This window comes from Staphylococcus ureilyticus (assembly GCF_025558845.1).
GTDB classification, from domain to species: domain Bacteria; phylum Bacillota; class Bacilli; order Staphylococcales; family Staphylococcaceae; genus Staphylococcus; species Staphylococcus ureilyticus.
Window position 1 is genome coordinate 106,643 of record NZ_CP094825.1, and the last position, 23,448, is coordinate 130,090.

Consider the following 23,448-nt stretch of genomic DNA (forward strand, 5'->3'; position numbering starts at 1 on the left):
AATAATGAAAAAGGTGTAAAAATGAAAAAAGAAAATTTAAATCATATTGCGATTATTGGTGGGGGACCAGGAGGCTTAATGTTAGGATTACTTCTACAACAACAAGGCTTACCATTTACAATCTATGAACGTGGTTACCCTAATATGCATGCTGACCGAGGTGGTTCATTAGATATTCATGAAGACAGTGGTCAGTTACCATTGAAAGCAGCTAATATTTTTGAGGATTTTCTGATGCATGCGCGCTTTGAAGGAGAGGATACACGAATTGTGCGTAAAGATGGACGATTTTGTTCGACGAAGACGCAGGAAGTGAAGGTAGTAGACCCGAAATTGATAGAGGTAAGTTATGCGATATCATCATTGCACAAATTAACCCTACAAATATTAAATATGGTTATAAATACGAAAAGTTAATACAACATGATAATAGGGAAATTGAACTCGTTTTTGAAAATGGGATGACAGTGATGACAGGATTAGTAATAGGGGCAGATGGAGCCTTTTCTAAAATTCGCCCGTATTTAACAGATGCTAAACCAACGTACACTGGTATATCTATGATAGAAATGAACTCGAATGAAAAAGAACATCCAGACCTTTTGGCATTTAATAAAAATGGAAAGGTTATGGGACTAGGAGGAGATCAAGCGATACTAGGACAACGTAATGGCGATGGTCGTATTATGGCCTATGTAAGTCTTAAGACAACATATGAAATGCTAGATGAATATCGTGCGTTATCACTAGAAAAATTAAAAGAAAGACTATTAGTTGAATTTAGTGATTGGGGTACAGAATTAAAAAAATATATTGCATATAGTTATGATGATATTAAATTTCGTCGTATCTATCAGTTGCCAATTGGTTTGAAATGGATAACACAGCCTAATATCACACTTATTGGTGACGCTGCACACTTAATGAGTCCGTTTGCAGGAGAAGGTGTCAATATGGCATTATATGATGCATATTTGTTAGCACAATCATTCAAAAATAAAGAAAATGTTATTGATATATTGAAGGCTTATGAAAAGAAAATGTTTGAAGTTTCAGAAGTTCATGCTCAAGCGTCTCAAGATAATTTAGAGCTAATGTTTTCAAACGATGGCGCAGAAAAGATGGCAAACTTCTTTATAGATATGGAAGCACAACTCAGTGAATCATAAATTATTCATATCATATATTTAACTTAATATCAGTTGCGTAATATCAAAGGTTTATCTCTAAATCAAAATGGAGGTAAACCTTTAAACATACATAGATCTAAATTCAGCTTGTGAAAAGCAATGTTTTCAAAAGCATCATTTTACAAATAAAGAATAATTTGACACACGAAATAATGTTTTGTAAATTTTAGCTAAGGTGAAACAATATTTAAAAAGGGGTGATAGTCATTCGTAATATTTTAATATTATTGGAATCATCATTAGCGACATTGAATCCCTCGGAATATAGAGTGGCACAGTATATCATCGATTATCCGCATAGAACGATCAACAGTTCAATACAACATTTAGCAGACCTAACAAATGTCAGTGAAGCGACGATTGTTAGGTTATCTAAAAAAATAAAATGTAAGGGCTTTCAAGATTTAAAGATGGAAATTGCTATGGCGTTAAATAGACATAATGAAATTGAAGATGATTATGAAGAACTCAATATTACTGATTCCAATGAAAGCGTGATTAAAAGTATTTCTCAAAGTAATGCTAAAGCGATAAGGAATACAGCTCAAATTTTATCACCAGTAGCGTTAGAAAAAGCGGCTTTAATGATACATCAGGCTAGGAAAATTTGTGTGTTTGGTATTGGTGCTTCAGCAATTATTGCAGAAGATTTAAAGCAAAAGCTCACACGCATTGATAAGTGGTGTGAGGTTGGCAAGAGCTATGATGAGCAAGCGACATTGAGTGCCAATGTGACAAAAAATGATGTTATTATTGCTATTTCGAATACTGGCCAAACAGAAGATATTTTGCAGTCATTAGCATTAGCACATAAAGCGGGGGCTCAAATTATTTCCATAACTAAATATAGCAATAATGATGTAGCAGACTTAGCACATATTAACTTGTTTTATAGCTCTTCAGAAAAGCCAGTGAGAAGTGCAGCAATGAGTTCACGTATAGCTATGCTCAATGTCATAGATATTTTATTTGTATCATTAGCCAGTAGAGATTATGAACGACATACGAAATTATTAGAGCGTACACGGCAAGCAGTTAAAGTTAAAAAAAGAAAATATTGAAAGGGTGTTGTTTTATGAAAGTAATAATGGTTTGTTCAGGTGGCATGTCTAGTTCTATGATTGTTGATGCTGTGAAGAAAGAGGCGGCAAAAGAAAATTTTGATTTGGAAATCATAGCAGTTGGTACCGAAGCATTTGAAAATGAAATTGGTGATTATGACTTAGGTTTAGTAGCACCTCAAGTGAGACATCGGTTAGATAAATTTAAAAAAGTCGGTGAAGCAGTTAATAAACCTGTAGATGTCATAGATCCAATGGGCTATACACCGATTGGCGCACCTAAAATTTTAAAGCAAATAAAAACGTATGTATAAGTACTAAATTAAATAAGTAAACAGAGGGTGTATGTTATGCAGAAATTTTTGAAATGGATTGAAAAGGTATTAATGCCACCCATGGCCAAAGCTTCTGAGCAACGACATTTAACTTCTATTCGTGATGGTATTATTGCAACACTACCACTTATCATTGTTGGATCGTTCTTTACTTTATTTGCGTCTCCACCCATACCAGCGTTAGAAAAATTGGTAGAACCACATGCTGAGAAGATAATGGTCGCTAATAGAATGACGTTGGGCTTGATGGCAGTTTACGCTGCATTTTCAATGGGCTATAGCTTAGCAAAATCATATAAAATGGATGGCCAAGCAGGCGGGTTACTTTCACTGGCCACATTTTTAATGATGACGTTACCGCTCAACTTAGATGATAAATTACCTAAAAGCGATGCTGTGGGTTATGTGTTGCCTATGGCAGATTTAGGTGGTTCCGGCTTGTTTGTAGCAATCATTTCAATGATATTTGCTGTTGAGATGATGAGACTCGTAGTGAAGTCAGGTTTTACGATTAAAATGCCGGATCAAGTTCCAGGATCTGTTGCACGTTCGTTTGAATCTTTGGTACCTGCAATTGTCATTATCGTTATTTCTTGGTTTGTAAGAGTGATATTAAACATAGATTTAAATGCCATTATTAATAAAATCTTTGAACCTTTAGGTAATTTTGCTGGTGATAGTTTATTAGGTGCTTTGATTCCTGTGTTTTTCATTGTACTTTTATGGTCAGCAGGTATACATGGTGTGGCAGTAATGGGGGCAGTCTTCCAACCTATTTGGTTTTCATTATTAGATCAAAACATAGATGCTAAGGCTGCTGGGGAACCATTACCACATATTATTGTCGAACCATTTTTCCAGTGGTTTGTATGGATAGGCGGTGCAGGGGCGACGCTGAGTTTGTGTATATTGATGATATTTTCTAAGTCTGAATATTTGAAGAAAATAGGACGTTTTTCTATTATACCGAGCATATTTAATATCAATGAACCACTTATATTTGGTGCGCCATTAGTTATGAATCCGATTCTTGCGTTACCGTTTATAGGAATTCCACTTATTTTAACGACGATTACTTATTTTGTATTTAAGTTAGGTTTGATAGCTAAAATCACGATACTTGCGCCATGGACATTACCGGGGCCTTTAGGGGCATTATTTGCAACGAATGGTGACTGGAGAGCACTGGTGTTAGTCGTATTTAATCTTTTAGTTGCAGTAATCATATATTATCCATTCTTTAAAATGTACGAACGTAAAATGATAGAACAAGAACAAGGTGCTATAAATGATGATTTTAACGACGATTAATTGAGATGGGGAGATTTGATGAGTGAACAAAACGAACAAATTATTTTTGAAATTATTTCACATGGTGGTAATGCGAAAAGTTTAGCATATGAAGCTTTGGATGCGGCTACCGCATTTAATTTTGAACAAGCGAATGAACTGATGGCAGAGTCGAAGCAAGAAATGAGTAAAGCACATAATATACAAACAGAATTAATACAGTCTGAAATAAATGGTGACAAAGTACAAACATCTTTATTGATGATACATGCACAAGACCATTTAATGACAGCGATTAGTGAGAAAAATTTAATTGAAAAAATGATTGAGTTATATCAAAAATTAGAAGAGAAGTGTTAATATGATGCGATTGATTTATTTAATAGTATTATTTTTACTCATATTTTGCTTTTATAAAATAGCCCATTTTATAGTCAATAAATTTCATTTTAATAGATGGCTATTACTGATAGGTATACCATTTATCGTCGTTGTCCCTGTAGTTATATTTGAAAATATTAATTTGTTTGGATGGGGAATAATATTACTTTTATTAATATTTACGAGTATCCTCTTTTTTGAAAAATCTCGTGTATTGATTGAGCAACGTCAAATGCGTGGCATTATATATAAATCAAATAAGGAGTAAATATATATGCATAATTTAGGAATATCAGTTTATCCGACCCAATCAGATTTAGGAGAAATGTGTGACTATATTAAAATGAGTGCAAAATTCGGATTTAAGCGCATCTTCACAAATTTACTTTCGGTTAAAAGTGATGAAGAAGCGGTTTTTAATAAATTTAAGTCAGTGGTAAAAGTTGCTAAAGAGAATGATATGACAGTGATTGCGGATATTAACCATAAAGTTTTTGAAGCATTGAATTTAAAGCGTGATGATTTGTCCTTTTTTAAAACACTAGGTGTATCAGGAATACGTGTAGATGCGGGATTTTCAGCTCAAGAAATAGCACAACTGAGTTATAACAAACAGCATATGTATGTAGAATTAAACATCAGTGTGAGTGATACGTTTATTGAAGATGTGTTAAGTTATCAACCTAATTTAGACAAACTTATAGGTTGTCACAATTTTTATCCTCAAACCTATACTGGTTTATCATATCAACATTTTGTAAATACGAGTGAAGCTTATAAAAGAAATAATGTTCATACTGCAGCTTTTGTTTCTTCACAAGAAGCAACAGTAGGGCCTTGGATGATTATGGAAGGCTTACCGACATTAGAAAGTCATAGGAAATTGCCTATAGCAGTACAAGTTAAGCATTTATTAATGACGAATTTAGTAGATGATTTTATTATTGGTAATGCATTTGCTTCTGAATCTGAGTTACAATCACTTTCAGAAATTAATTTAGCAATGCCTAGTTTTGATGTTTATTTAAATAACGATATTACTGGATTAGATGAAACTATTGTGACAGAGGCATTTCATTTTAATCGGGGGGATATTTCAGATTATGTTATACGGTCAACGATGAGTCGCGTTCATTATAAGGATGAGCTATTCCCGCCAAATAACACAAAACAAATTAAAAAAGGTGATATTGTGATTTGTAATGAACAATATGGTCACTACAAAGGGGAGCTGCAAATCGCATTACAAGATATGGAAAATCAAGGTTATAAAAATGTTATCGGACATGTAAAAAAAGAAGAACATTTCTTATTGAATTTATTAAAACCATGGCAATCATTTGAATTAAAAGTGACATCATAATCTTTGTTTTATAGTGCGTAACTGCTTGGTTATTTAAGTATAAGTGGAAAGATTATAAAAAATAAATTGATTATGCAGTAATCGATAAGTGTGAAAAGTAGTTGTTTCTCACAAAAAGCATGATATGTATTTACCATAAGAGACTAAGCAATAGAAAAATTTTGAATTGAAACCCAATCAGTAGGACTAAAATAAAGGCACTTTCGTTAAATTCATTTTAAATGGATCATACGGAGGTGTTTTTCTTGTACAGCGTTTTTTATCCAATTCACAAATTATTCTGTCGTTGAAATTACATCAAAAGCCGTAATTATCATAAAACTTTTAGGTGGTTCTATGTAATTGGTTATTGTTGTAAATATCGCAATTAATAGCAACCAATATACGATTTATTATCATATCTATATATTGTTATAAGTCTATTTCTTTTAGTAATGTTGGTTATTTGTTTAACATTGATATTGAATATATATTAAGTTTAAATATTTAAGGAGGAAAAATTATGAGAGCTTGGCAATTAGAAGGTTTTGGATTGGAACACTTAAAAATGGTTGACGTTCCAACGCCTGAAGTTGGCAATAACCAAGTTTTAATTGAAGTTAAAGCCATTTCTTTAAACTATAGAGATCGTGCCATTATTGAGGGAAATTATGCACCAGATATATTAACATTTCCTTTTATTCCTACTTCAGATTTTTCAGGGAAAGTAGTGCAGGTAGGTAAAGAAGTTACGCAATTTAAAGTGAACGATAAAGTGATTTCGAGACTTTATGCTAAGTCATCTAAAGGCACTTTAAATTCAAGTGATGACAAACTTACATTAGGAGGTCCATTGGATGGTGGCCTTGCCGAGTACGTTGTTTTAGACGAAGATGATGTTGTATTATTACCTGGAAATTTATCTTATGAAACAGCAGCGACGTTACCTGTAGCTGCCTTCACTGCGTGGCTATCTTTAGTTCATTATGGAGCTTTAAAATCAAATGAAACAGTATTAATACAAGGCACTGGAGATGTTTCGCTATTTGGTATTCAGATTGCAGCCAGTATAGGGGCAAATATTATAGCAACAAGTAGTAGTAATGATAAATTAAGTAAGCTGGAATCATACGGAGTGACACATGCTATAAACTACGCTACCCAGCCAGATTGGGAGAATAAAGTGTTAGAAATAACAAATCATAAGGGTGTAAATCATATCTTGGAAGTTGTAGGTGGAAGCAATGTTCAAAAATCTATATCATTACTATCTAAGAAAGGAAAAATATATTTTATAGGCTTTCTAGAAAGTGCTATAGCAGAAATTAATTTTATGCAGTTAGCGGAAAAACAAGCGCAAACTTATGGTATTAATACAAATCATCATGATTTATATAACAAAATGATAGAAGATATAAACCATTTAAATCTTAACCCTGTTATTGATTCAGCTTTTGATTTTAATAATGTAGTTGGTGCATATCAACATTTATATGAAAATACTTTTGGAAAAGTAGTGATTAAAATATAACATGGAAGGAATAATTTTATTATCTTAAGATTCAATTTGTTTAATGTAAGTGAAATTTAAGCGTGATTACTCTTCATTTATTTATATATTAATTTAAACAGCATTAAAAATGTATGTTTATAGATATATATAAGGAATAATTTGTATGTCATTATCACCACATATCACTCAATTTATTAATAGTTTTTACTTGTATTCCATAATACATTTTAGAAGTGATAAATGTTAAAAATGGATTGATCCCTGGAGGATGATTTAAAACATTATTCATTATTATGTAGCCTAATTCTTTCATAAAAATTAGTGATATCTGGATATTGGTAAATAAAAATTTTCATTTGCTCAGAAAACATCATAATTTTAACAGTCTTTAATAAGCCTTTCATCAAAAGATAGTGAAACATTATATTTTACTATTTCCATTAGAACTATGGTTTTTGCGTTCCTACGCACTATGATGTTATAATACACTTAACAAGGAAACTAGCATGGATACACCAATCCCCTCACTACTCGCAATAGTGAGGGGATTTTTTGGTGTGGCTAGTCGCCTATTTATTATCGCGCTTGCGTAGCCAACGCGTAAATAACGCGATAATACAACCACTGATGACTGTGACCGTGATCTGAACAAGGATTTCTAGCATAGATTAACACCTCCTCTCTACGTCAAATAGACGCCTGAGAGATAGGCGACTTCATTATTATATCATCTGAATTACTAGCCATGCCCTTCAATATAACCCTTTTCACACGTAAATGTATGTGTAATTCTCCTTGTTCCAAACTTCCATTAATTTCTTTGCGTTTTTTCTCGCAAGTACGGTTGTTAAGTAAAATTATTTATCTTATTTCATAACTCTAATCTTCCATACCTAATTCTTTCAATGCCATCTTCTCGTACGCCGATTCCCCTGATTTCATAGCAAACTCAGCGATAAACATTGGAAATACTGCATTTAGTTCTATAATATGTTCTTTCATTCGTGGCCATGTTTCTCCTCCAGCTTCACCATATGCTTTTATGAGTTGCTCTAATCCTTCGTCACCGAATACACGATGGTGACCCATGAAATCCATTGCTGGATCGGAGTGGGTTGCTTCAGTCCAGTCTATGAGACCTGTAACGTTTGCATGTTTATCTACCATTATATGTCCTGGATGTAAGTCTCCATGTATCATGGTCGCCTTTCGAGGCCACAGGTTGTCGTTTTTCAACCATTGTTTCTACCTGTTCTATAGCTCATCTGATACGCCATAAGTTTCTTTTACTTTATACATTCTTCTTTGAAAATCATTTTTTATTTCTTGTACAGTTTTGAGATTTATATGATGTTCGGTAATGTTTTCTTCTGAGATGTTGTGTAAGTCTACAAGTGTTTTAGCTAATGTGCTAATAAAGTTTTCCGGCACTGGTTTGTGTTCAATTTCCCATACATAATTTTGTATTTCTGAATCTATTGTTGCTGCGGGTTTGCCAGTAAGTTTTGGATAAGCGATAAGATCTTTTGTGTGTATTTTCCATGCCGGTACTTCAAATAAAACATTCTTTTGCAAGAAGTCTAACATTTGCTTTTCGGATTTTGTTTGTTTATAAACATCTTGTCTCCTTGGCAGTCTTAAAACCCATTCTATGCCATTTTCATCTTTTCCAAATGCAACTTGGAAATCTAATCCTGATTCATTTAATGACATTGTTTGAGGCTGGATATGTAATTGATTTTTTTCTGCAATTTTAATAATTTCATCATGTTGAGTCATTTTATTTCCCCTTTATTTTTATTACATTTTTCATATGAACGCAAATTTTTATCTATAATATTTTGTGTTTTAAAAAATTATAGCAACATACTACTTATTCATGTAAAATATTCCATACTTTTTGCGCTATCTTTTCGTTATATGCAATTAGTCCAATTTCTCTTGAATGATTTTCCAATTCTTTGATTGAAAGATTCATACTTTCAACTCGTGTTATTAATGATTGAGGAATGATTGTTATTCCTTTTTCAGCCTTAACATTAGCCAATATGGATTCTAAATCATTTTTGTGTTCAATATTTATCGTAGTTTTAGAGAAATTTTTTTGTATAAAAGCTAAAGTATCACATGGTGGATTAAGGAGAAGTATCTGTTCATCCATTAAATCACTAGAAAATATATTATCAGATAGTCTTAAGTTACTAGTTATTGGAAAAACCACCATATACTTTTCGCGGTATAAAATATGACTGTAAAGTTGACTATTTTCTGTAGCAGTTATATCTCCAATTATTACATCTATATCCCCATTATGTAGATGATCAAGTAAAATGTGAGTATTACTTTCAATTTTTATAGATAGACTTTCACTTATTATTTCCTTTTTGTGTTCTGCCCATTTATATAGTGAAAAACTGGGCAATAACCCAATTCTAATTGTTGAATCTTCATTTTTTAAAATTTGTGCTTTTAATACATCTATATCACTTTTTATACGCTTAAATTTATTCAAAACTATCTCCCCGTTTTCAGTTAGAAATATGCCTCGAGAAGTTCTATAGAACAAGTCACTTTCAAAATATTCTTCAATACTTTTGATTCTTTTACTAAGTGCTGGAGTACTGATATTAAGTATTTTAGATGCTTGATTAAGACTTTGATATTCAGCAACTTTGATAAAATCCTCTATATATTCAATATTCATATATTACGCTCCCTGTTAACTTTTCTTTAATACCACCCTTAATATATTCATTCTTCCATTAATTACAATATTATACTACGCTAAATGACATCAAATATTTGTTAGAAAGGGTTAAATCATGAAGAAAATTTGGATTTTAACGTTAGGCATGTTTGCTTTAGGTATGGATACTTATATTGTGGCAGGACTATTACCTGATATGGGAAAAAGCTTTAATAAAAGCAGTGCTGAAATAGGACAAGGCGTTACTGTTTTTACATTGTTTTTTGCTTTATCTGCACCCATATTTTCAACACTATTGGCTAAGTATTCTGTTAAAAACATACTTTTAATCGCACTACTGACCTTTGGGGCAGCTAATTTAATTACGATGTTATCTTATAACTATTCAACATATATCTTATCTAGATGTGTAGCTGGATTAGGGGCAGGACTATTCTCACCTATGGCAGTTAGTTCGGGGGGGTATTTAGTAAGCCAAAAAAATAAAGGCAAAGCATTAGCTTTTATAGTTGGCGGTATGAGTGTAGGAACTGTAGTTGGCGTCCCTTTAGGGTTACAATTAGCTGATTTAATTAATTGGAGGTTTGCCATAGGGTTAATTGTAATTGTAAGTATAGTTGCGTTTATTAGTATATCTATTTTACTTCCTAATTTTAATATGCCTGCAGCACCTAACTTGAAAGATAGATTTTCACTTTTTATAGATATACATGTATTAAGGGTAGTATCTGTAACTGTATGTGCTGCAATTGCCAGCTTAGGATTATATACCTACCTCTCTCAGGTAATAAGCGCAGCTGTTTCACCACACTATATTTCACTTTTTTTAACGACTTGGGGAATAGGGGGATTATTAGGAAGTTTTGGTGTAGGTTTAGTCATGGATAAATTTAAAAACACTCAAATTTTAATGCTTATTATTTTAGTTGCTTTAAGTATAAGTATAGCGTTAATTCCTACTTTAATTAAAATACCTATTTTAGGACTTTTGCCTTTCTTACTATGGGGAGCTATGGGATGGGCGACACAAGCACCTCAACAGCATATATTATTAAAAAAGCATGCTGAACATGGAAGTGCATCTGTAGCTTTAAATAGTTCATTAAATTATTTAGGCAGTGCTATTGGTGCTGCATTAGGTGGTTTATTACTTGCGCAAGGAGGATCATTGAAGACTTTAATTTATGGTGCATTTACTGTGATTATTTTAGGAATTATTATTCAATTAATAAACATCAATATTGATAGAAAAAATGGAGAAACTTAAATCAGTTATATTAACTGCTCTACTGTATTGAATAGTAGGGCGCTTTTCTTTGAAAAGGTATCTATACGATACCTCTAACATTTCATTATCATTTACTGTATATACTACTCTACTTTTTGACTGTTTTATCTATTGTAATATCAAGTGAAATGGACAATTAAATTTTTTAATTTACTCATATCATTTAATGCGCCCTTTTATGGATGAAACTTGATGATAGATTAATTCTTTTATCCATCTCTTTTTATAAGTGATGGTTTTTAGCATTCTATAGTTTCTCATATGGAAACTTTGTTTCTATATGTTGATATATAAGAAATATACCTTATTTAAATTTTTTAGTAACATTAATTATAAGAGGTGTTATTAATGATTCAAATATCTAAAACAATCAAACAAGAACGTTTAAGACGTGGAATGACTCAAGAAACACTAGCTGAATATCTTAATACAACAAAAACAACTATTTCTAAGTGGGAAAACGCCACACTGTATCCTGATATTACAATGTTACCAAAACTAGCAAAAGTGTTTAATATTTCAGTGGATGACCTGCTCAACTATAGTATTACTATGACAGATGAAGAAATTAAGGAAGTATCTATATCATTATCTAAGATGATCAATAAAACTAGTTATGAAGAATATGTATCAACTGTACGTGATTACTATATTAGTCATTGTAATGAATTTAAGTTTCTCAACTCATTGTTAGGGATTTTAGCAAATAACATTTTATATTGTGAGAATGAAATGCAAGTAAAAGAAACAACAAAATTGGCACATGAAATAATTAAAACGACAGAGGACAACTCGGAATCTATATATTTGAAAAGACATGCACAAGGATATCAAACATTAATGTATATGTTTGAAGGTGACTATTCATCAGTTATAGATAATACACCTGATTTTGATTTAAAAATTGGTGAAAATGCTACCTTAACTTTAGCTTATTTACAAAAAGGTAATATTTCAAAAGCAAAAAATGTAATTCAGACAGATATGTACCAATCTCTCATGATTTATATGCATGAGTTTGCTTTAATGCTTACTTTTGACTTATATTCTGTTCCTATAGAGTGTTTAGAGTCTAAACTTGATTATGTAAATAAAGCCTTTAATGTGGATTATTTGTACCCACACTTAAGTATGAATTGCTATTATAAATTTGCATTATATTACGTTAAAAATGATGATAACAAAACCATTCAATATTTGAAGCAGTATTGTCAATGCTTTGATTATTTGACCCAAGATTTTGTTTATCAAAAAGATGAATTTTTTAATGAAATTGACGAATGGCTAAACACTTTACCATTAGAAAATCGCTTACCAGCAAATTATGAAAATACTTTGAATACAGCAAGCTCTAGGATTTTAGAAAATGAGGATTTTATGGCTTTGGATAACTTTAAATCTATACAAGAAGATGTGTACAGAATATATAACAAAGGGATGAAAAATAATTGATACATAGAAAAAAACTAATAGCATTACTATTATTAAGTTTTACTTTGCTTTCAGCCTGTGATTATTCAAAGCCAGAAAATAGAAATGGCTTTTTCTATCATACTTTTGCAGTACCAATGGATCAGCTTTTACACTGGTTAGGCTCTATATTTGATAACAATTATGGATTAGCAATCATTACAATCGTTTTAATCGTTAGAATTATCATGTTACCGTTCATGTTAGCTCAATCTAAAAATGGGCATTTGATGCGTAAGAAAATGGAAATTGTGAAACCTGAATTAACTAAGATACAAGAGAAAATAAAAAAAGCGAATACGCAAGAAGAAAAAATGGCAGCGAATCAAGAAATGATGGACAAATATAAAGAGTACAATATGAATCCTATGAAGACAATGCTAGGATGCTTGCCATTACTTATACAAATGCCTATTTTATTTGGACTGTACGTTTCATTAAAATGGCCTTCGAGTGGTGGTTTAAATGAACATACTGATTTTCTTTGGTTTAATTTAACACAGCCTGATATTTGGATTACTATAATTGCTGGTATTTTATACATTATACAACCCTTAATAAATATGGAAAATATGCCTAAAGAACAACGTTCTATGGGTTATATCATGGCAATTATTTCTCCTATATTCATCATATATATTTCAATCACCTCAGCTTCGGCTTTAGGGCTATATTGGACGATTAATGCTGCATTTTTGATTATTCAAATGTTCTTTTCAAATAAGTATTATTCGAATTTAGCTACAAAAGAGGCTAATCAATTGAAAAGAAAAATTGAAAATACTTAGAATGTTAACTAAATATAGTTAGATTCAAGCGATACTTATTGAACTAACAAAACTATACTATGTTATATTACATCTAGCGAAAAATTCAATATTTTTGAAAGGAGTTATAAAGTTGCCTGTCTTAGTATTATTTGTTGAAACAATTTTAGTAACAATATTTATGATTGGTAGCATGGTGGGATTTTTTGATAACTCCATTTCCCTATGGACATTGTCTATTTTTTGGATAGCGAGCATTATTGTTTTATTGGGAACTCTTATAATGAGAAATTACTCTAAACGAAAATATAAAAAAGAACTTACGTTACATGAAAAAAGTCCTAACTTATGGGAAAATGAATATTTTTATCAAGCCCCATTATATATATTCGATGGGATACATATTAAAATTCATGGTATGACTGATGCGATATGGACTCCTTATTTTAATAATAATCTTCAAAAATGGCTAAGTGTATTCGATATTTTCCCCATTTATGGCGTTAAATTTACGTCATCAGATCATGATATCATTTTAAAAAGAGTTAAATTATGGTCTTTAAGGCCCCATTATAGTGTTTTTATTAATGGAGAAGAAGTAGGCGTTTTAAAGATGATAAAATTGTTAAAAGGCGGTATAAAACAACAAACTCCCTATGTTTTTTCGGATAGTAATTACAGATATATGTTTAATAACCCTTATTTTTCAACTAAAACAGTGATAACAGGAAAAGAAAACAATGAAATATTAACAGCGCAACGTTCATTTTTTGATTTAGGTAAAAATATAGTAACTCGACGGAGAGGAGAAAGTCACAATATAGCAATTGGTTCAACTGAATCAGTTATACCTTACCCTAACGAACTTTGGATTGCTCTATACATTCAAGTCATGATAAATAAACAAAAGGATTAATAGTGAAACATTTATTTTATTAAAATAGTGTATATTTGCACATCGTTAGTGTATTGCATTTAAAGCATTTTGCATTCCTACTCACTATGATGTTATAATATAAACAACAAATAGAGTGTTTACATGGTGAACATCGAGCCCGATAACTACGGACATAGTTATCGGGCTCTTTTTGGTGTATTTGGTTATGTCGCCGTCGGATTATTTATCACGCTTATTTAACCAATGTGAAAACAACGTGACTATAACGCCTACTATAATAGGCGCTATAAGTACTACAAATAGAGTGTTAAACATGGTGTCACCTCCTTCCATGTTAGTTAAAACACAGAAGTAGAACGACGACTTCATTATTATATCATTGGTAAATATGTGAGCACATCTACTTCCCACAAGTTGAATGATGTTAGTAAAATAGGGGATAAATGAAGCAATAACAGAAATATATATACAAGAGCAAGAAAAAACATGATAAAAATACATAAATCAAGTGTTAAAGAATATAAGGGTGCATATAAGTGTTATTAAAGTAAGTCAAATACCACTTAAGAGCCCTAGCCACTAAAGCAGACTTATAACCTAAAAGAAAACCACCTGTGAAACAGGTGGTTTTAATTTTATAATAATTAAAATACATCGCGCTTATTGTGCACATTCATATGGGTTGAAGTCCAATGGCATTGGTGTAGCAAAACCTAACATGACAAAGTCTTCATCACCGGTGTTAGTCATGCCGTGCGCATCTCCTGGGAATGAAACGAATATATCTCCGGCTTTAATGGGTTTTTGTTCATTATCATTTGTGAAAAATGTTCCTTCGCCTTGTAGTACAATCCAAACATCATCTGCATCTTTATGTGTGTGACAAGGTAATGATTGTCCTGGTTTAAGACACCAAACCGCACCAGCTGAATGTCGCGTTTCATAAAATATAGTTTTTTTCGCTGTGTCGTCAGAAAAATGTTGTAACTCATTTATTTTAAAAAAGCGATTGGATGTTTGTGACATATTTCTCACTCCTGTCAGTTTACAATATAGTTTGGTTGTTCACCGCTCAGTTGCTTAACTACGTTAGATGCTGCAATATCAGCCATCATGTCTCTTGCTTCAAATGTTGCATTGCCAATATGTGGTGTGATAACTACGTTTTTCATTGATTTCAGTGCTTCAGTAATTTTCGGTTCAAACTCAAACACATCAAGTGCTGCACCTTCAATAATACCTTCTTCTAGGGCTTTTACTAATTCTTCTTCATAAACAATTGGACCTCTTGATGCGTTGATTAAATATGAAGTTGGTTTCATTTTTTTGATCGCATTATAGTCAATCATGTGCTTTAACTTTTCATTATATGCACAGTTTAAAGTTACAAAGTCTGAACGTTTTAAAAGTTCGTCTTGTGAAACATATTCTGCATTTAATTCAGCTTCTTTATCTTCATAACGTTTAGGACCTGAATAAAGCACATTCATATCAAAACCTTTAGCACGTCTTGCAACGGCAGTACCAATTTCACCTAATCCAATAATACCAATTGTTTTACCAGATACTTCACGTCCTCTAAAGAATAACGGTGACCAACCGTTAAATCCTTCATTACGGCAAAGTTGATCTCCTTCAGGAATACGTCTTGCAACAGCAAGTAAAATACCCATTGTTAACTCTGCAGTTGAATTGGTTGAAGCAATGGGTGTGTTTGTCACATTGATATCGTGTTCACGCGCAGCTTCTATGTCAATATTATTAAAACCAGCACCATAGTTAGCTATGATTTTTAATTTTGGTGCAGTTTCAATAATTTTTCGGCTCACGTTAGTAGATAATAAAGTGATTAATGCATCTACATCTTTAATTTTTTCTATTAATAATGCTTCGGAAATTAGCGTTTCACCAGTATACATATCTACGTCAAAATGTTGTTCAAGTTGATTAAGCCCGGCTTCTGGGATAGCACCTGCGATAAAAATCTTCTTCATAAAAATCGTCTCCTCCTATTATGTGAAAATATTCACAATACTTAATTTAAGTTTAACACTATTTGGTGTTTTGGGTATGTAAAAAGTGCCAAAGTGTATTGTGTGTTTTGTGTGATATGGACAAACTGCATTTGTACGTAGAAAAGTGTCGAAAGTTGATTGAATTTCAAGTGAAAATATAATAATTCATTTTTATATAAGTGTTGAGTCTAAGTATTAGTATATTTATGGAAAACCCTTACATTTTAGTGTAATATTATACTAAGAGGTGATTGGTATGGTGAATATAAAAAAAGACCGTATGAAAATATATGTGTTGGATAATGGGCGAATGAAAATGGATAAAAATTTAATGATTGCAAATTCAAACCAGGCGACATTAGATAATCCAAATAAAGAAAATGAACTACATGAATTTCCGATTTATACCGTTTTTATAGATCACCCGGATGCTAAGATATTATTTGATACTGCTTGTAATCCGAATTCAATGGGCGAGGAGGGACGGTGGATTAATGCAACACAAAAAGCGTTCCCTTATTTTTCTGATGAATCATGTCACTTACCAAATAGATTAGAGCAATTAGGTGTCGATCCTAAAGATGTGGATATAGTTGTAGCTTCCCATTTACATCTTGATCATGCTGGGTGTTTAGAGTATTTTACTAATGCGACTGTAATTGTTCACGATGATGAATTCAGTGGTGCAATGAAGTGCTATACGCGTAATCAACAAGAAGGTGCGTACATTTGGAGTGATATCGATGCTTGGATTAAAAGTGATTTGACTTGGCAAACTATAGCGCGAGATCAAGCACATCTAAATCTTGTAGATGGTGTGAAAGTACTTAACTTTGGTAGTGGACATGCCTGGGGAATGATTGGTTTGGAAATTGAAACTGAAGAGTTAGGAACACTCATCTTAGCCTCTGATGCTATTTACACACAAGAAAGTATGGAACCTAAATTACAACCACCTGGTATTCTTTATGATTCGGTTGGTTGGGCAAATTCAGTGGAATATATTAAGCGCCTTGCTCAAGAAAAGAACGCAGAGATTTGGTTTGGCCATGATGGTAACCAATTTGAATCTTTTAGAAAGTCTACGGATGGTTATTATGAGTAAAGGATGTGTGAAGCAATGAAAACAAAAGCTGCAGTATTATATGAAATGGGTGTTGAAGGGCCATATGAAAAAATGAAGCCTTTAAAAATAGAAACTTTAAACCTTGATGCCCCTAAACAAAATGAAGTGCTAATTAAAATTCATGCCGCGGGTTTATGTCACTCTGATTTGTCAGTAATTAATGGGAGTCGTCCAAGACCAATGCCTATGGCACTTGGCCATGAAGCTGCAGGTGAAATTATAGAACTAGGTGAAGGTGTTAGTGATTTTGAAGTTGGAGATCACGTTGTCTGTACTTTTATCCCTAGTTGCGGTAAATGTATACCATGTCGTGAAGGAAGACCTGCATTATGTGAAAATGGTGCAGCTTCCAATGAGAAAGGTGAGATGATAGAAGGTGGGTTCCGACTATCTAAAGAAAAAGATGTCATACATCATCATTTAGGTGTTTCTGGATTTTCAGAATATGCTGTTGTCTCAGAAAATTCAATAGTAAAAATAGATCCAGAAATTCCTTATGAACGGGCAGCAGTGTTTGGTTGTGCTGTCATTACAGGCATAGGTGCTGTTATAAATACAGCTCAGATTAGACCGGGGAGTAACGTAGCTGTAGTGGGTCTTGGTGGCATTGGACTCAATGCTATAATAGGTGCGAGACTGGCAGGTGCTAATGAGATTATTGCTTTAGATATTAACGAAGATAAATTTGAAATTGCTAAATCTTTAGGTGCAACAGCAGTGTTTAACTCAAGTGATGAAAATGTGATTGATGATGTTAAAGCTTACGTAACAGGCGGTGCTGAATACGTGTTTGAAACAGCAGGTGTAGTACCTGCAATGCAAGTAGCATACGCGATAACAAAACGGGGTGGTTCAACAGTGACCACAGGTTTACCTGATCCAAAAGCAGAATTTTCATTTCCACAAGTAACGTTAGCTGCTGAAGAGAGGACGATTAAAGGTTCATATGTTGGAAGTTGTGTTCCTGATCGTGATATACCAAGATTCGTGAGTTTATATCGTCAAAACAGACTCAATGTTGATCCATTAATCAGTGATATTATCTCATTAGATCAGATTAATAAAGGTTTTGATCAGTTAGCAAATGGCGATGCCGGTAGAATTATTATCAAAATGTCTTAATTAATAATTCAAAATATATAAAACAAAGGTTAAGTTGCACGTAAAATCAACAAACAACTTAACCTTTTTATAATAGAAAAACGCTGTGAGTTCATATTACATGATACCAATCATTTTCATCCAAATTGATCCTATGCCAATCCAAACGATAAAGTAAACAATACCGAGAATAAAATTCATTGTCCACCAACGTTTTTGGCTTATATAATCAGCAGAAAATAGTATCGGTGCAGGACCGCTACTATAATGTGTTGTTGAAGCTAATAGGTTACCGAAGAAACCTAATATTAAAGCGCTGAATAATGGCGGTGCACCAGCGGCGACAGCGACTCCTAATAGTGCAGCATACATCGCACTAACATGTGCCGTTGCGCTTGCAAAAAGATAGTGTGAATAAAAATAGAAAACAATTAATAATATGAGCACGATTGGCCAACTAAAATTACCTAAGCTGGATGCAATTAACTTACTTAACCAAGGGATAAAGCCCAGTTTATTAAGTTGATCAGCCATTAATACAAGCACTGAAAACCAAATTAATGTGTTCCAGGCGCCAGTTTCATTTAAAATATCTTTCCAATTTAAAACGCCTGTAATGAGTAAGAGTGAAAGTGCAATAAATGCTGTTAATGTAGCATCTATTTGAATGACACTTCCAGTAATCCATAAAGCGAGTGCTATGATAAAAATAGCAATCATAAATTTTTCTGGAATGGATATTTTACCCATTTTCATTAATTCTTTATGTGCCCAGTTTTTAGCATTTGGCGTTTTTTTAATACTGGGTGGATATATTTTATAAATAATAAACGGTACTATGATCAAAGAAATCAAGCCTGGCACAAGTGCAGCTAAGAACCAGTTCATCCATGTTATATGTACATTCGCAGTGCTTTCTGCAAGGTTTTGTGCGAGCGGATTACCAGCCATCGCAGTTAAAAACATTGCAGCAGTAATTAAATTACCTTGAAATTCAGTGAAAATTAGAAAAGCACCCATTTTTCTTTCTGTACCTTTTTTTGGGTCTGAGCCAAATGATTCAGATAAAGATTTAATAATTGGGAACATAATACCACCTGCACGGGCGGTATTACTAGGTGTTGCCGGTGCTAATATAAGGTCTACGCCTACGAGTGAGTACGCGAGTCCCAAGGTCTTTTTACCAAAAAGATTAACGAATTGTAATGCGATACGTCGTCCTAAGCCTGTCTTCACAAAGCCTCTTGAAATAAAAAAAGCTATGACAATGAGCCAAATACTATTATTTCCAAAACCTTGTACGGCATTTTTTATATCAGAGACGCCTGTAATTACCATGACAGTAAAACCTAGTATAGATACAGCTCCAATAGGCATTGGTTGTGTGATACAAGCAATGATCGTTGCCACAAAAATAGCAAACATATACCAAGCTTGTATACTAAGTGAATCTGGTTTGAAAGGGGTGAGCAGCCAAATAAGTATACCGATCACTAAAGGTAAAATGAATTTACGGTACTTTATTGAGTTTTGCATACTACAATTTCCTTCTTTCCATACAGGTTATTTACTACAGTTATCAATTTATACTTATAAAAAAGAGATGTAAAGAAAAAAGGTTATAGACAATTAAATACTGAATGATTCATTTTGTGAATCAAATTATTCGAAGTTTTGAGGTATATTAGAAAAACTAGAAATCAGTTTATGTACTTATACGAAAATTGATCATGGAAACATAGCTAATATGGGGGTTTACACACTCAGGAAGTCTTCGGTTTGTCTGCGCGTACTGTTCGCTCATGCTCATATATATTATAAAAAGACGACTGCTTTACAAATTTTAAATAAAGCAATCGTCTTTGTAATTGTTAAAAATTATTGTGCTGTATAGCCGCCGTCAATTACGATTGCTTGTCCAGTGACACTTTGAGCTTTATCGCTAGCAATGAATACAGCATAATCAGCAACTTCTTGAATATTTACAAGTTGTTTTTGTGGAATTAATGGGAATAGTACGTCTTCTAATACTTGTTCAACACTCACATTTCTTGTTTTGGCAAGGTCATTCATTTGGCCTCGAACGAGTGGTGTATCAATGTATCCAGGACAGATCGCATTGACTGTCACACCATCTTCGGCTGCCTCTAAAGCTGTAACTTTTGTTAGACCGATGATTCCGTGTTTGGCACTGTTATAAGCAGATTTGCCAGAAAATCCTACAAGTCCGTTGATAGAAGACATGTTTAAAATTCGTCCGTATTGTTGTTGCTTCATTAGCGGAAGTACATGCTTTGTCATAATAAAAGTACCAACTAGCATAATATCTATCATTTGTTTGAATTTATCAGTTGGAAAATCTTCAATATTTGCCACGTTTTGAAGACCTGCGTTGTTAATTAAAATATCAATTTGTCCATACTGTTTTACGGTTTTATCCACTAATGCTTCTACATCTTTTTCATTAGAAACATCCGCAGTAACACCAATACAATCAAAGCCGTTTGATTTAAATGATTCAACTGTACGATTTAATGCATCTTGATTAATATCGGTAAATACAACTTTTGCACCTTCATTTAAAAACACCTGAGCAATTTCCAACCCAATGCCACTCGCTGCACCTGAAATAATTGCGATTTTGTCTTTTAACATATGTTTGCCTCCCTTTTTATATCATATTTAGCTTACATTTGTTCAATGGATTAGTAAAATAAAGGATTTAATTGTGCTATATATGCTCTTTTTGTGGGAGTTCGATTATAGAAAGACAAACAATTCAATAATATTTATATTTTAATATAAAATAATAGTATAATTCATTTTAGAAAGAAGGTATAATTTAGTGTAGTTAAAATGAATAGGAGGCTAAAGTTATTGAGTAGGAGAGAATATTTTCATCACGTTGATCATCGGAAAAAGCAACAAAACTCTAAATTAACACTGTGGATAACATTTATTATTACACTGATATTTACCATAGTAGAGTTTGTCGGTGCCATACTTTCAAATTCTTTAGCATTGTTATCTGATTCGTTTCATATGTTAAGTGATGTTATCGCATTAAGTTTGTCTGTGGTTGCGATATATTTTGCAACGAAAAAGCCTACGTCACGTTTTACATTTGGTTATCTGAGATTAGAAATATTAGCTGCTTTTTTAAATGGTTTAGCATTAATGATTATTTCATTATGGATACTGTATGAAGCAGTTAAGCGTATGATTTATCAACAACCAATTGAAAGTGGTGTTATGGTTATCATAGCCACGATTGGTTTATTCGTTAATATCGTTTTGACAATCGTGCTTGTACGTTCTTTAAAACAGGAAGACAATATCAATGTTCAAAGCGCATTATGGCACTTCATGGGGGATTTATTAAACTCAATCGGTGTTATTGTTGCTGTCGTGTTAATCCACATAACAGGATGGCAGATGATAGATCCAATCATCAGTATCATCATTTCCTTAATTATATTACGTGGTGGATGGAAAATTGCTAAAAATGCTTGGTTTGTATTGATGGAAGCTGTGCCTGAAAAGTTCGATATTGATAAATTAATTGCTGATATGAAAAGTATAAAAGGGATTGATGATGTTCATGAATTTCATTTGTGGAGTATAACCACGGAACACTTTTCTTTAAGTGCCCATGTTGTACTAAGTGCTCCATCTGAGGATGAATCATTTAATGTCATAAATAATGTTTCTAAATTATTGGAAAATAAATACAATATCAAGCACACAACGTTACAAATTGAAAACCTTAGCATCAATAGTCATTCTAAGACATATTATGAAAATTTGAAATCATAACTATTCAGTGTTTGTAGAAATTTAATTTGTTGAATGTTTGATTATATAGACAGAGAGAAATATAAAATTTAAACAAGCTTTCATTATCGCGATAGAGAAAAACACCATCCTTTTTAGAAAATATGATTAATTTGAAAGAACTACATCTTCTTAGTTTTAATTTATTAAAATACGCTATATAATTTTAAGCAAAAACTTAGAAAGGTGTATATGATGGGTCAATATCAAATTACAAAACCATTAAACAATAATGTTATTATTTGTATGCATCAAGAGCGTGAAGTGGTACTTATTGGCAAAGGAATCGGGTTCAATAAGAGACCAGGGATGGTTGTAGATGATGAGACAATGATAGAAAAAGTTTATGCGCTAGAACAGAAAAAGCAACAAGAACATTATAAAGCACTTATTGAACATGCCGATGATTCTGTCATTCAAGCGATTATTGAAGCGATTAATATGATTACTAATACAGATTTAGAAATTGATGATAATCGCTTAATTGTAGCGTTAACCGACCACATTATATTTGCATATAAACGACTCATGCAAAATCAATATATTAATAACCCTTTTGCAATCGAAACGAGACATCTATACCCTGAAGCTTATAAAATAGCTGCTTCAGTTATCTATAAACTCAATTCAGTATTGTCACTTCAATTTCCAGAAGATGAGGTTGGGTTTATAGCATTACATATTGCGTCTAATATGGAAAAGCTAACAATGAGCGAAATGAATAAAATTAATGATTTAATCAGTAAATGTATTCAAATTGTGGAGCATGATTTACACCAATCTATTGATACGACGTCTGTACAATATCAAAGATTTATTAGACATATTCAATTTTTAATTAGAAGACTGAGTATAGGGGAAACGATCAAGTCGCAAACTGAATTTGAAAAGATGTTGAAAGCGCATTATCCGCTGTGCTATAATGTTGCTGTCAAAATAATAAAAATGATGCAAAAACAGTTAGGTGTCACGGTATACGAAGCAGAAGTTATTTATTTAACGTTACATATCAACCACTTAACACAACAATAAATAAGCACGTGTAACTGATTCGATCAGGCATGAGTACTTAGACAGAGCAAAAGCTCAGTTTATTTACTCATGCCTTTTTTGTGCCTTTAATCTTGTTT

At 32.6% G+C, this 23,448-nt stretch carries 21 protein-coding genes and 2 pseudogenes; 15 read left to right on the plus strand and 8 right to left on the minus strand.

The window, feature by feature from the left end:
- The first annotated feature begins 21 nt into the window (after window positions 1-21).
- The 7 genes and pseudogenes from MUA21_RS00455 to MUA21_RS00485 all read left to right on the plus strand — a co-directional run bounded on the left by MUA21_RS00455 (window position 22) and on the right by MUA21_RS00485 (window position 7,130).
- Window positions 22-1,169, plus strand: a pseudogene (locus tag MUA21_RS00455) (FAD-dependent oxidoreductase).
- Between the two features lie 218 nt (window positions 1,170-1,387).
- The gene (locus MUA21_RS00460; protein ID WP_272884827.1) at window positions 1,388-2,251 is read left to right on the plus strand and encodes a MurR/RpiR family transcriptional regulator; all 864 of its coding nucleotides are present in this window, start codon (window positions 1,388-1,390) and stop codon (window positions 2,249-2,251) included.
- Window positions 2,252-2,265: 14 nt separating this feature from the next.
- Window positions 2,266-2,565, plus strand: a complete 300-nt coding sequence (locus tag MUA21_RS00465; protein WP_262561578.1) for a PTS sugar transporter subunit IIB — start codon at window positions 2,266-2,268, stop codon at window positions 2,563-2,565.
- 36 nt (window positions 2,566-2,601) lie between these two features.
- Window positions 2,602-3,897, plus strand: a complete 1,296-nt coding sequence (locus MUA21_RS00470; protein ID WP_262561580.1) for a PTS sugar transporter subunit IIC — start codon at window positions 2,602-2,604, stop codon at window positions 3,895-3,897.
- Window positions 3,898-3,915: 18 nt separating this feature from the next.
- The gene (locus tag MUA21_RS00475) at window positions 3,916-4,236 is read left to right on the plus strand and encodes a PTS lactose/cellobiose transporter subunit IIA (RefSeq protein WP_046206888.1); all 321 of its coding nucleotides are present in this window, start codon (window positions 3,916-3,918) and stop codon (window positions 4,234-4,236) included.
- A gap of 295 nt (window positions 4,237-4,531) precedes the next feature.
- Window positions 4,532-5,620: a DUF871 domain-containing protein gene (locus MUA21_RS00480; protein ID WP_262561581.1), complete on the plus strand. Its 1,089-nt coding sequence runs from the start codon at window positions 4,532-4,534 to the stop codon at window positions 5,618-5,620.
- 502 nt (window positions 5,621-6,122) lie between these two features.
- The gene (locus tag MUA21_RS00485; RefSeq protein WP_224396254.1) at window positions 6,123-7,130 is read left to right on the plus strand and encodes a zinc-dependent alcohol dehydrogenase family protein; all 1,008 of its coding nucleotides are present in this window, start codon (window positions 6,123-6,125) and stop codon (window positions 7,128-7,130) included.
- A 551-nt stretch (window positions 7,131-7,681) separates the two neighbouring features.
- Here the strand turns inward: MUA21_RS00485 and MUA21_RS00490 are convergent.
- The 3 genes and pseudogenes from MUA21_RS00490 to MUA21_RS00500 all read right to left on the minus strand — a co-directional run bounded on the left by MUA21_RS00490 (window position 7,682) and on the right by MUA21_RS00500 (window position 9,816).
- The gene (locus tag MUA21_RS00490) at window positions 7,682-7,777 is read right to left on the minus strand and encodes a type I toxin-antitoxin system Fst family toxin (RefSeq protein WP_145381056.1); all 96 of its coding nucleotides are present in this window, start codon (window positions 7,775-7,777) and stop codon (window positions 7,682-7,684) included.
- Between the two features lie 214 nt (window positions 7,778-7,991).
- Window positions 7,992-8,891 (minus strand): annotated as a pseudogene (locus tag MUA21_RS00495) (Mph(C) family macrolide 2'-phosphotransferase).
- Between the two features lie 94 nt (window positions 8,892-8,985).
- Entirely contained in the window at window positions 8,986-9,816 is an 831-nt protein-coding gene (locus tag MUA21_RS00500; RefSeq protein WP_145381058.1) for a LysR family transcriptional regulator, read from the minus strand.
- Between the two features lie 118 nt (window positions 9,817-9,934).
- Between MUA21_RS00500 and MUA21_RS00505 the strand changes: the two genes are divergently transcribed.
- From MUA21_RS00505 to MUA21_RS00520, 4 genes are all read left to right on the plus strand, one after another.
- Entirely contained in the window at window positions 9,935-11,086 is a 1,152-nt protein-coding gene (locus MUA21_RS00505) for an MFS transporter (protein ID WP_224396253.1), read from the plus strand.
- A gap of 369 nt (window positions 11,087-11,455) precedes the next feature.
- Complete coding sequence (locus MUA21_RS00510) at window positions 11,456-12,559, plus strand: helix-turn-helix domain-containing protein (protein WP_145381060.1); 1,104 nt, start codon at window positions 11,456-11,458, stop codon at window positions 12,557-12,559.
- On the plus strand, window positions 12,559-13,365 hold the full coding sequence (gene yidC, locus MUA21_RS00515; RefSeq protein ID WP_224396270.1) for a membrane protein insertase YidC: 807 nt from the start codon (window positions 12,559-12,561) through the stop codon (window positions 13,363-13,365). The genes MUA21_RS00510 and yidC overlap by 1 nt, the downstream gene beginning before the upstream one ends.
- Window positions 13,366-13,477: 112 nt before the next feature.
- Window positions 13,478-14,260, plus strand: a complete 783-nt coding sequence (locus MUA21_RS00520; protein WP_145381062.1) for a hypothetical protein — start codon at window positions 13,478-13,480, stop codon at window positions 14,258-14,260.
- 201 nt (window positions 14,261-14,461) lie between these two features.
- On the opposite strand, the gene MUA21_RS00525 is transcribed toward MUA21_RS00520, so the two are convergent.
- The 3 genes from MUA21_RS00525 to MUA21_RS00535 form a co-directional block, all read right to left on the minus strand.
- Window positions 14,462-14,557, minus strand: coding sequence for a type I toxin-antitoxin system Fst family toxin (locus tag MUA21_RS00525; protein ID WP_107526155.1), 96 nt, complete (start codon window positions 14,555-14,557; stop codon window positions 14,462-14,464).
- Window positions 14,558-14,902: 345 nt separating this feature from the next.
- On the minus strand, window positions 14,903-15,268 hold the full coding sequence (locus MUA21_RS00530) for a cupin domain-containing protein (protein ID WP_262561582.1): 366 nt from the start codon (window positions 15,266-15,268) through the stop codon (window positions 14,903-14,905).
- Between the two features lie 14 nt (window positions 15,269-15,282).
- Window positions 15,283-16,236 (minus strand): NAD(P)-dependent oxidoreductase, encoded by a 954-nt coding sequence (locus tag MUA21_RS00535; protein WP_107526153.1) that lies wholly within the window; start codon window positions 16,234-16,236, stop codon window positions 15,283-15,285.
- Between the two features lie 277 nt (window positions 16,237-16,513).
- On the opposite strand from MUA21_RS00535, the gene ahlS reads away from it, so the two are divergent.
- Together ahlS and MUA21_RS00545 are read left to right on the plus strand one after the other, a co-directional pair.
- A complete protein-coding gene (gene ahlS, locus MUA21_RS00540) occupies window positions 16,514-17,362 on the plus strand; it encodes an AhlS family quorum-quenching N-acyl homoserine lactonase (protein ID WP_262561583.1) in 849 nt (282 codons plus the stop codon).
- A gap of 15 nt (window positions 17,363-17,377) precedes the next feature.
- The gene (locus MUA21_RS00545) at window positions 17,378-18,505 is read left to right on the plus strand and encodes a zinc-dependent alcohol dehydrogenase family protein (RefSeq protein ID WP_262561584.1); all 1,128 of its coding nucleotides are present in this window, start codon (window positions 17,378-17,380) and stop codon (window positions 18,503-18,505) included.
- Between the two features lie 96 nt (window positions 18,506-18,601).
- Here the strand turns inward: MUA21_RS00545 and MUA21_RS00550 are convergent, their stop codons facing one another.
- Both MUA21_RS00550 and MUA21_RS00555 read right to left on the minus strand, forming a co-directional pair.
- Window positions 18,602-20,020, minus strand: coding sequence for an anion permease (locus tag MUA21_RS00550; RefSeq protein ID WP_046206908.1), 1,419 nt, complete (start codon window positions 20,018-20,020; stop codon window positions 18,602-18,604).
- Between the two features lie 342 nt (window positions 20,021-20,362).
- A complete protein-coding gene (locus MUA21_RS00555; protein WP_145381065.1) occupies window positions 20,363-21,139 on the minus strand; it encodes a 3-hydroxybutyrate dehydrogenase in 777 nt (258 codons plus the stop codon).
- Between the two features lie 201 nt (window positions 21,140-21,340).
- Here MUA21_RS00555 and MUA21_RS00560 point away from each other — a divergent pair, with 201 nt between their 5' ends.
- Together MUA21_RS00560 and glcT are read left to right on the plus strand one after the other, a co-directional pair.
- Window positions 21,341-22,300: a cation diffusion facilitator family transporter gene (locus MUA21_RS00560; protein WP_145381066.1), complete on the plus strand. Its 960-nt coding sequence runs from the start codon at window positions 21,341-21,343 to the stop codon at window positions 22,298-22,300.
- Window positions 22,301-22,513: 213 nt separating this feature from the next.
- Window positions 22,514-23,350, plus strand: a complete 837-nt coding sequence (gene glcT / locus MUA21_RS00565) for a glucose PTS transporter transcription antiterminator GlcT (protein ID WP_107526148.1) — start codon at window positions 22,514-22,516, stop codon at window positions 23,348-23,350.
- Window positions 23,351-23,448 lie beyond the last annotated feature (98 nt).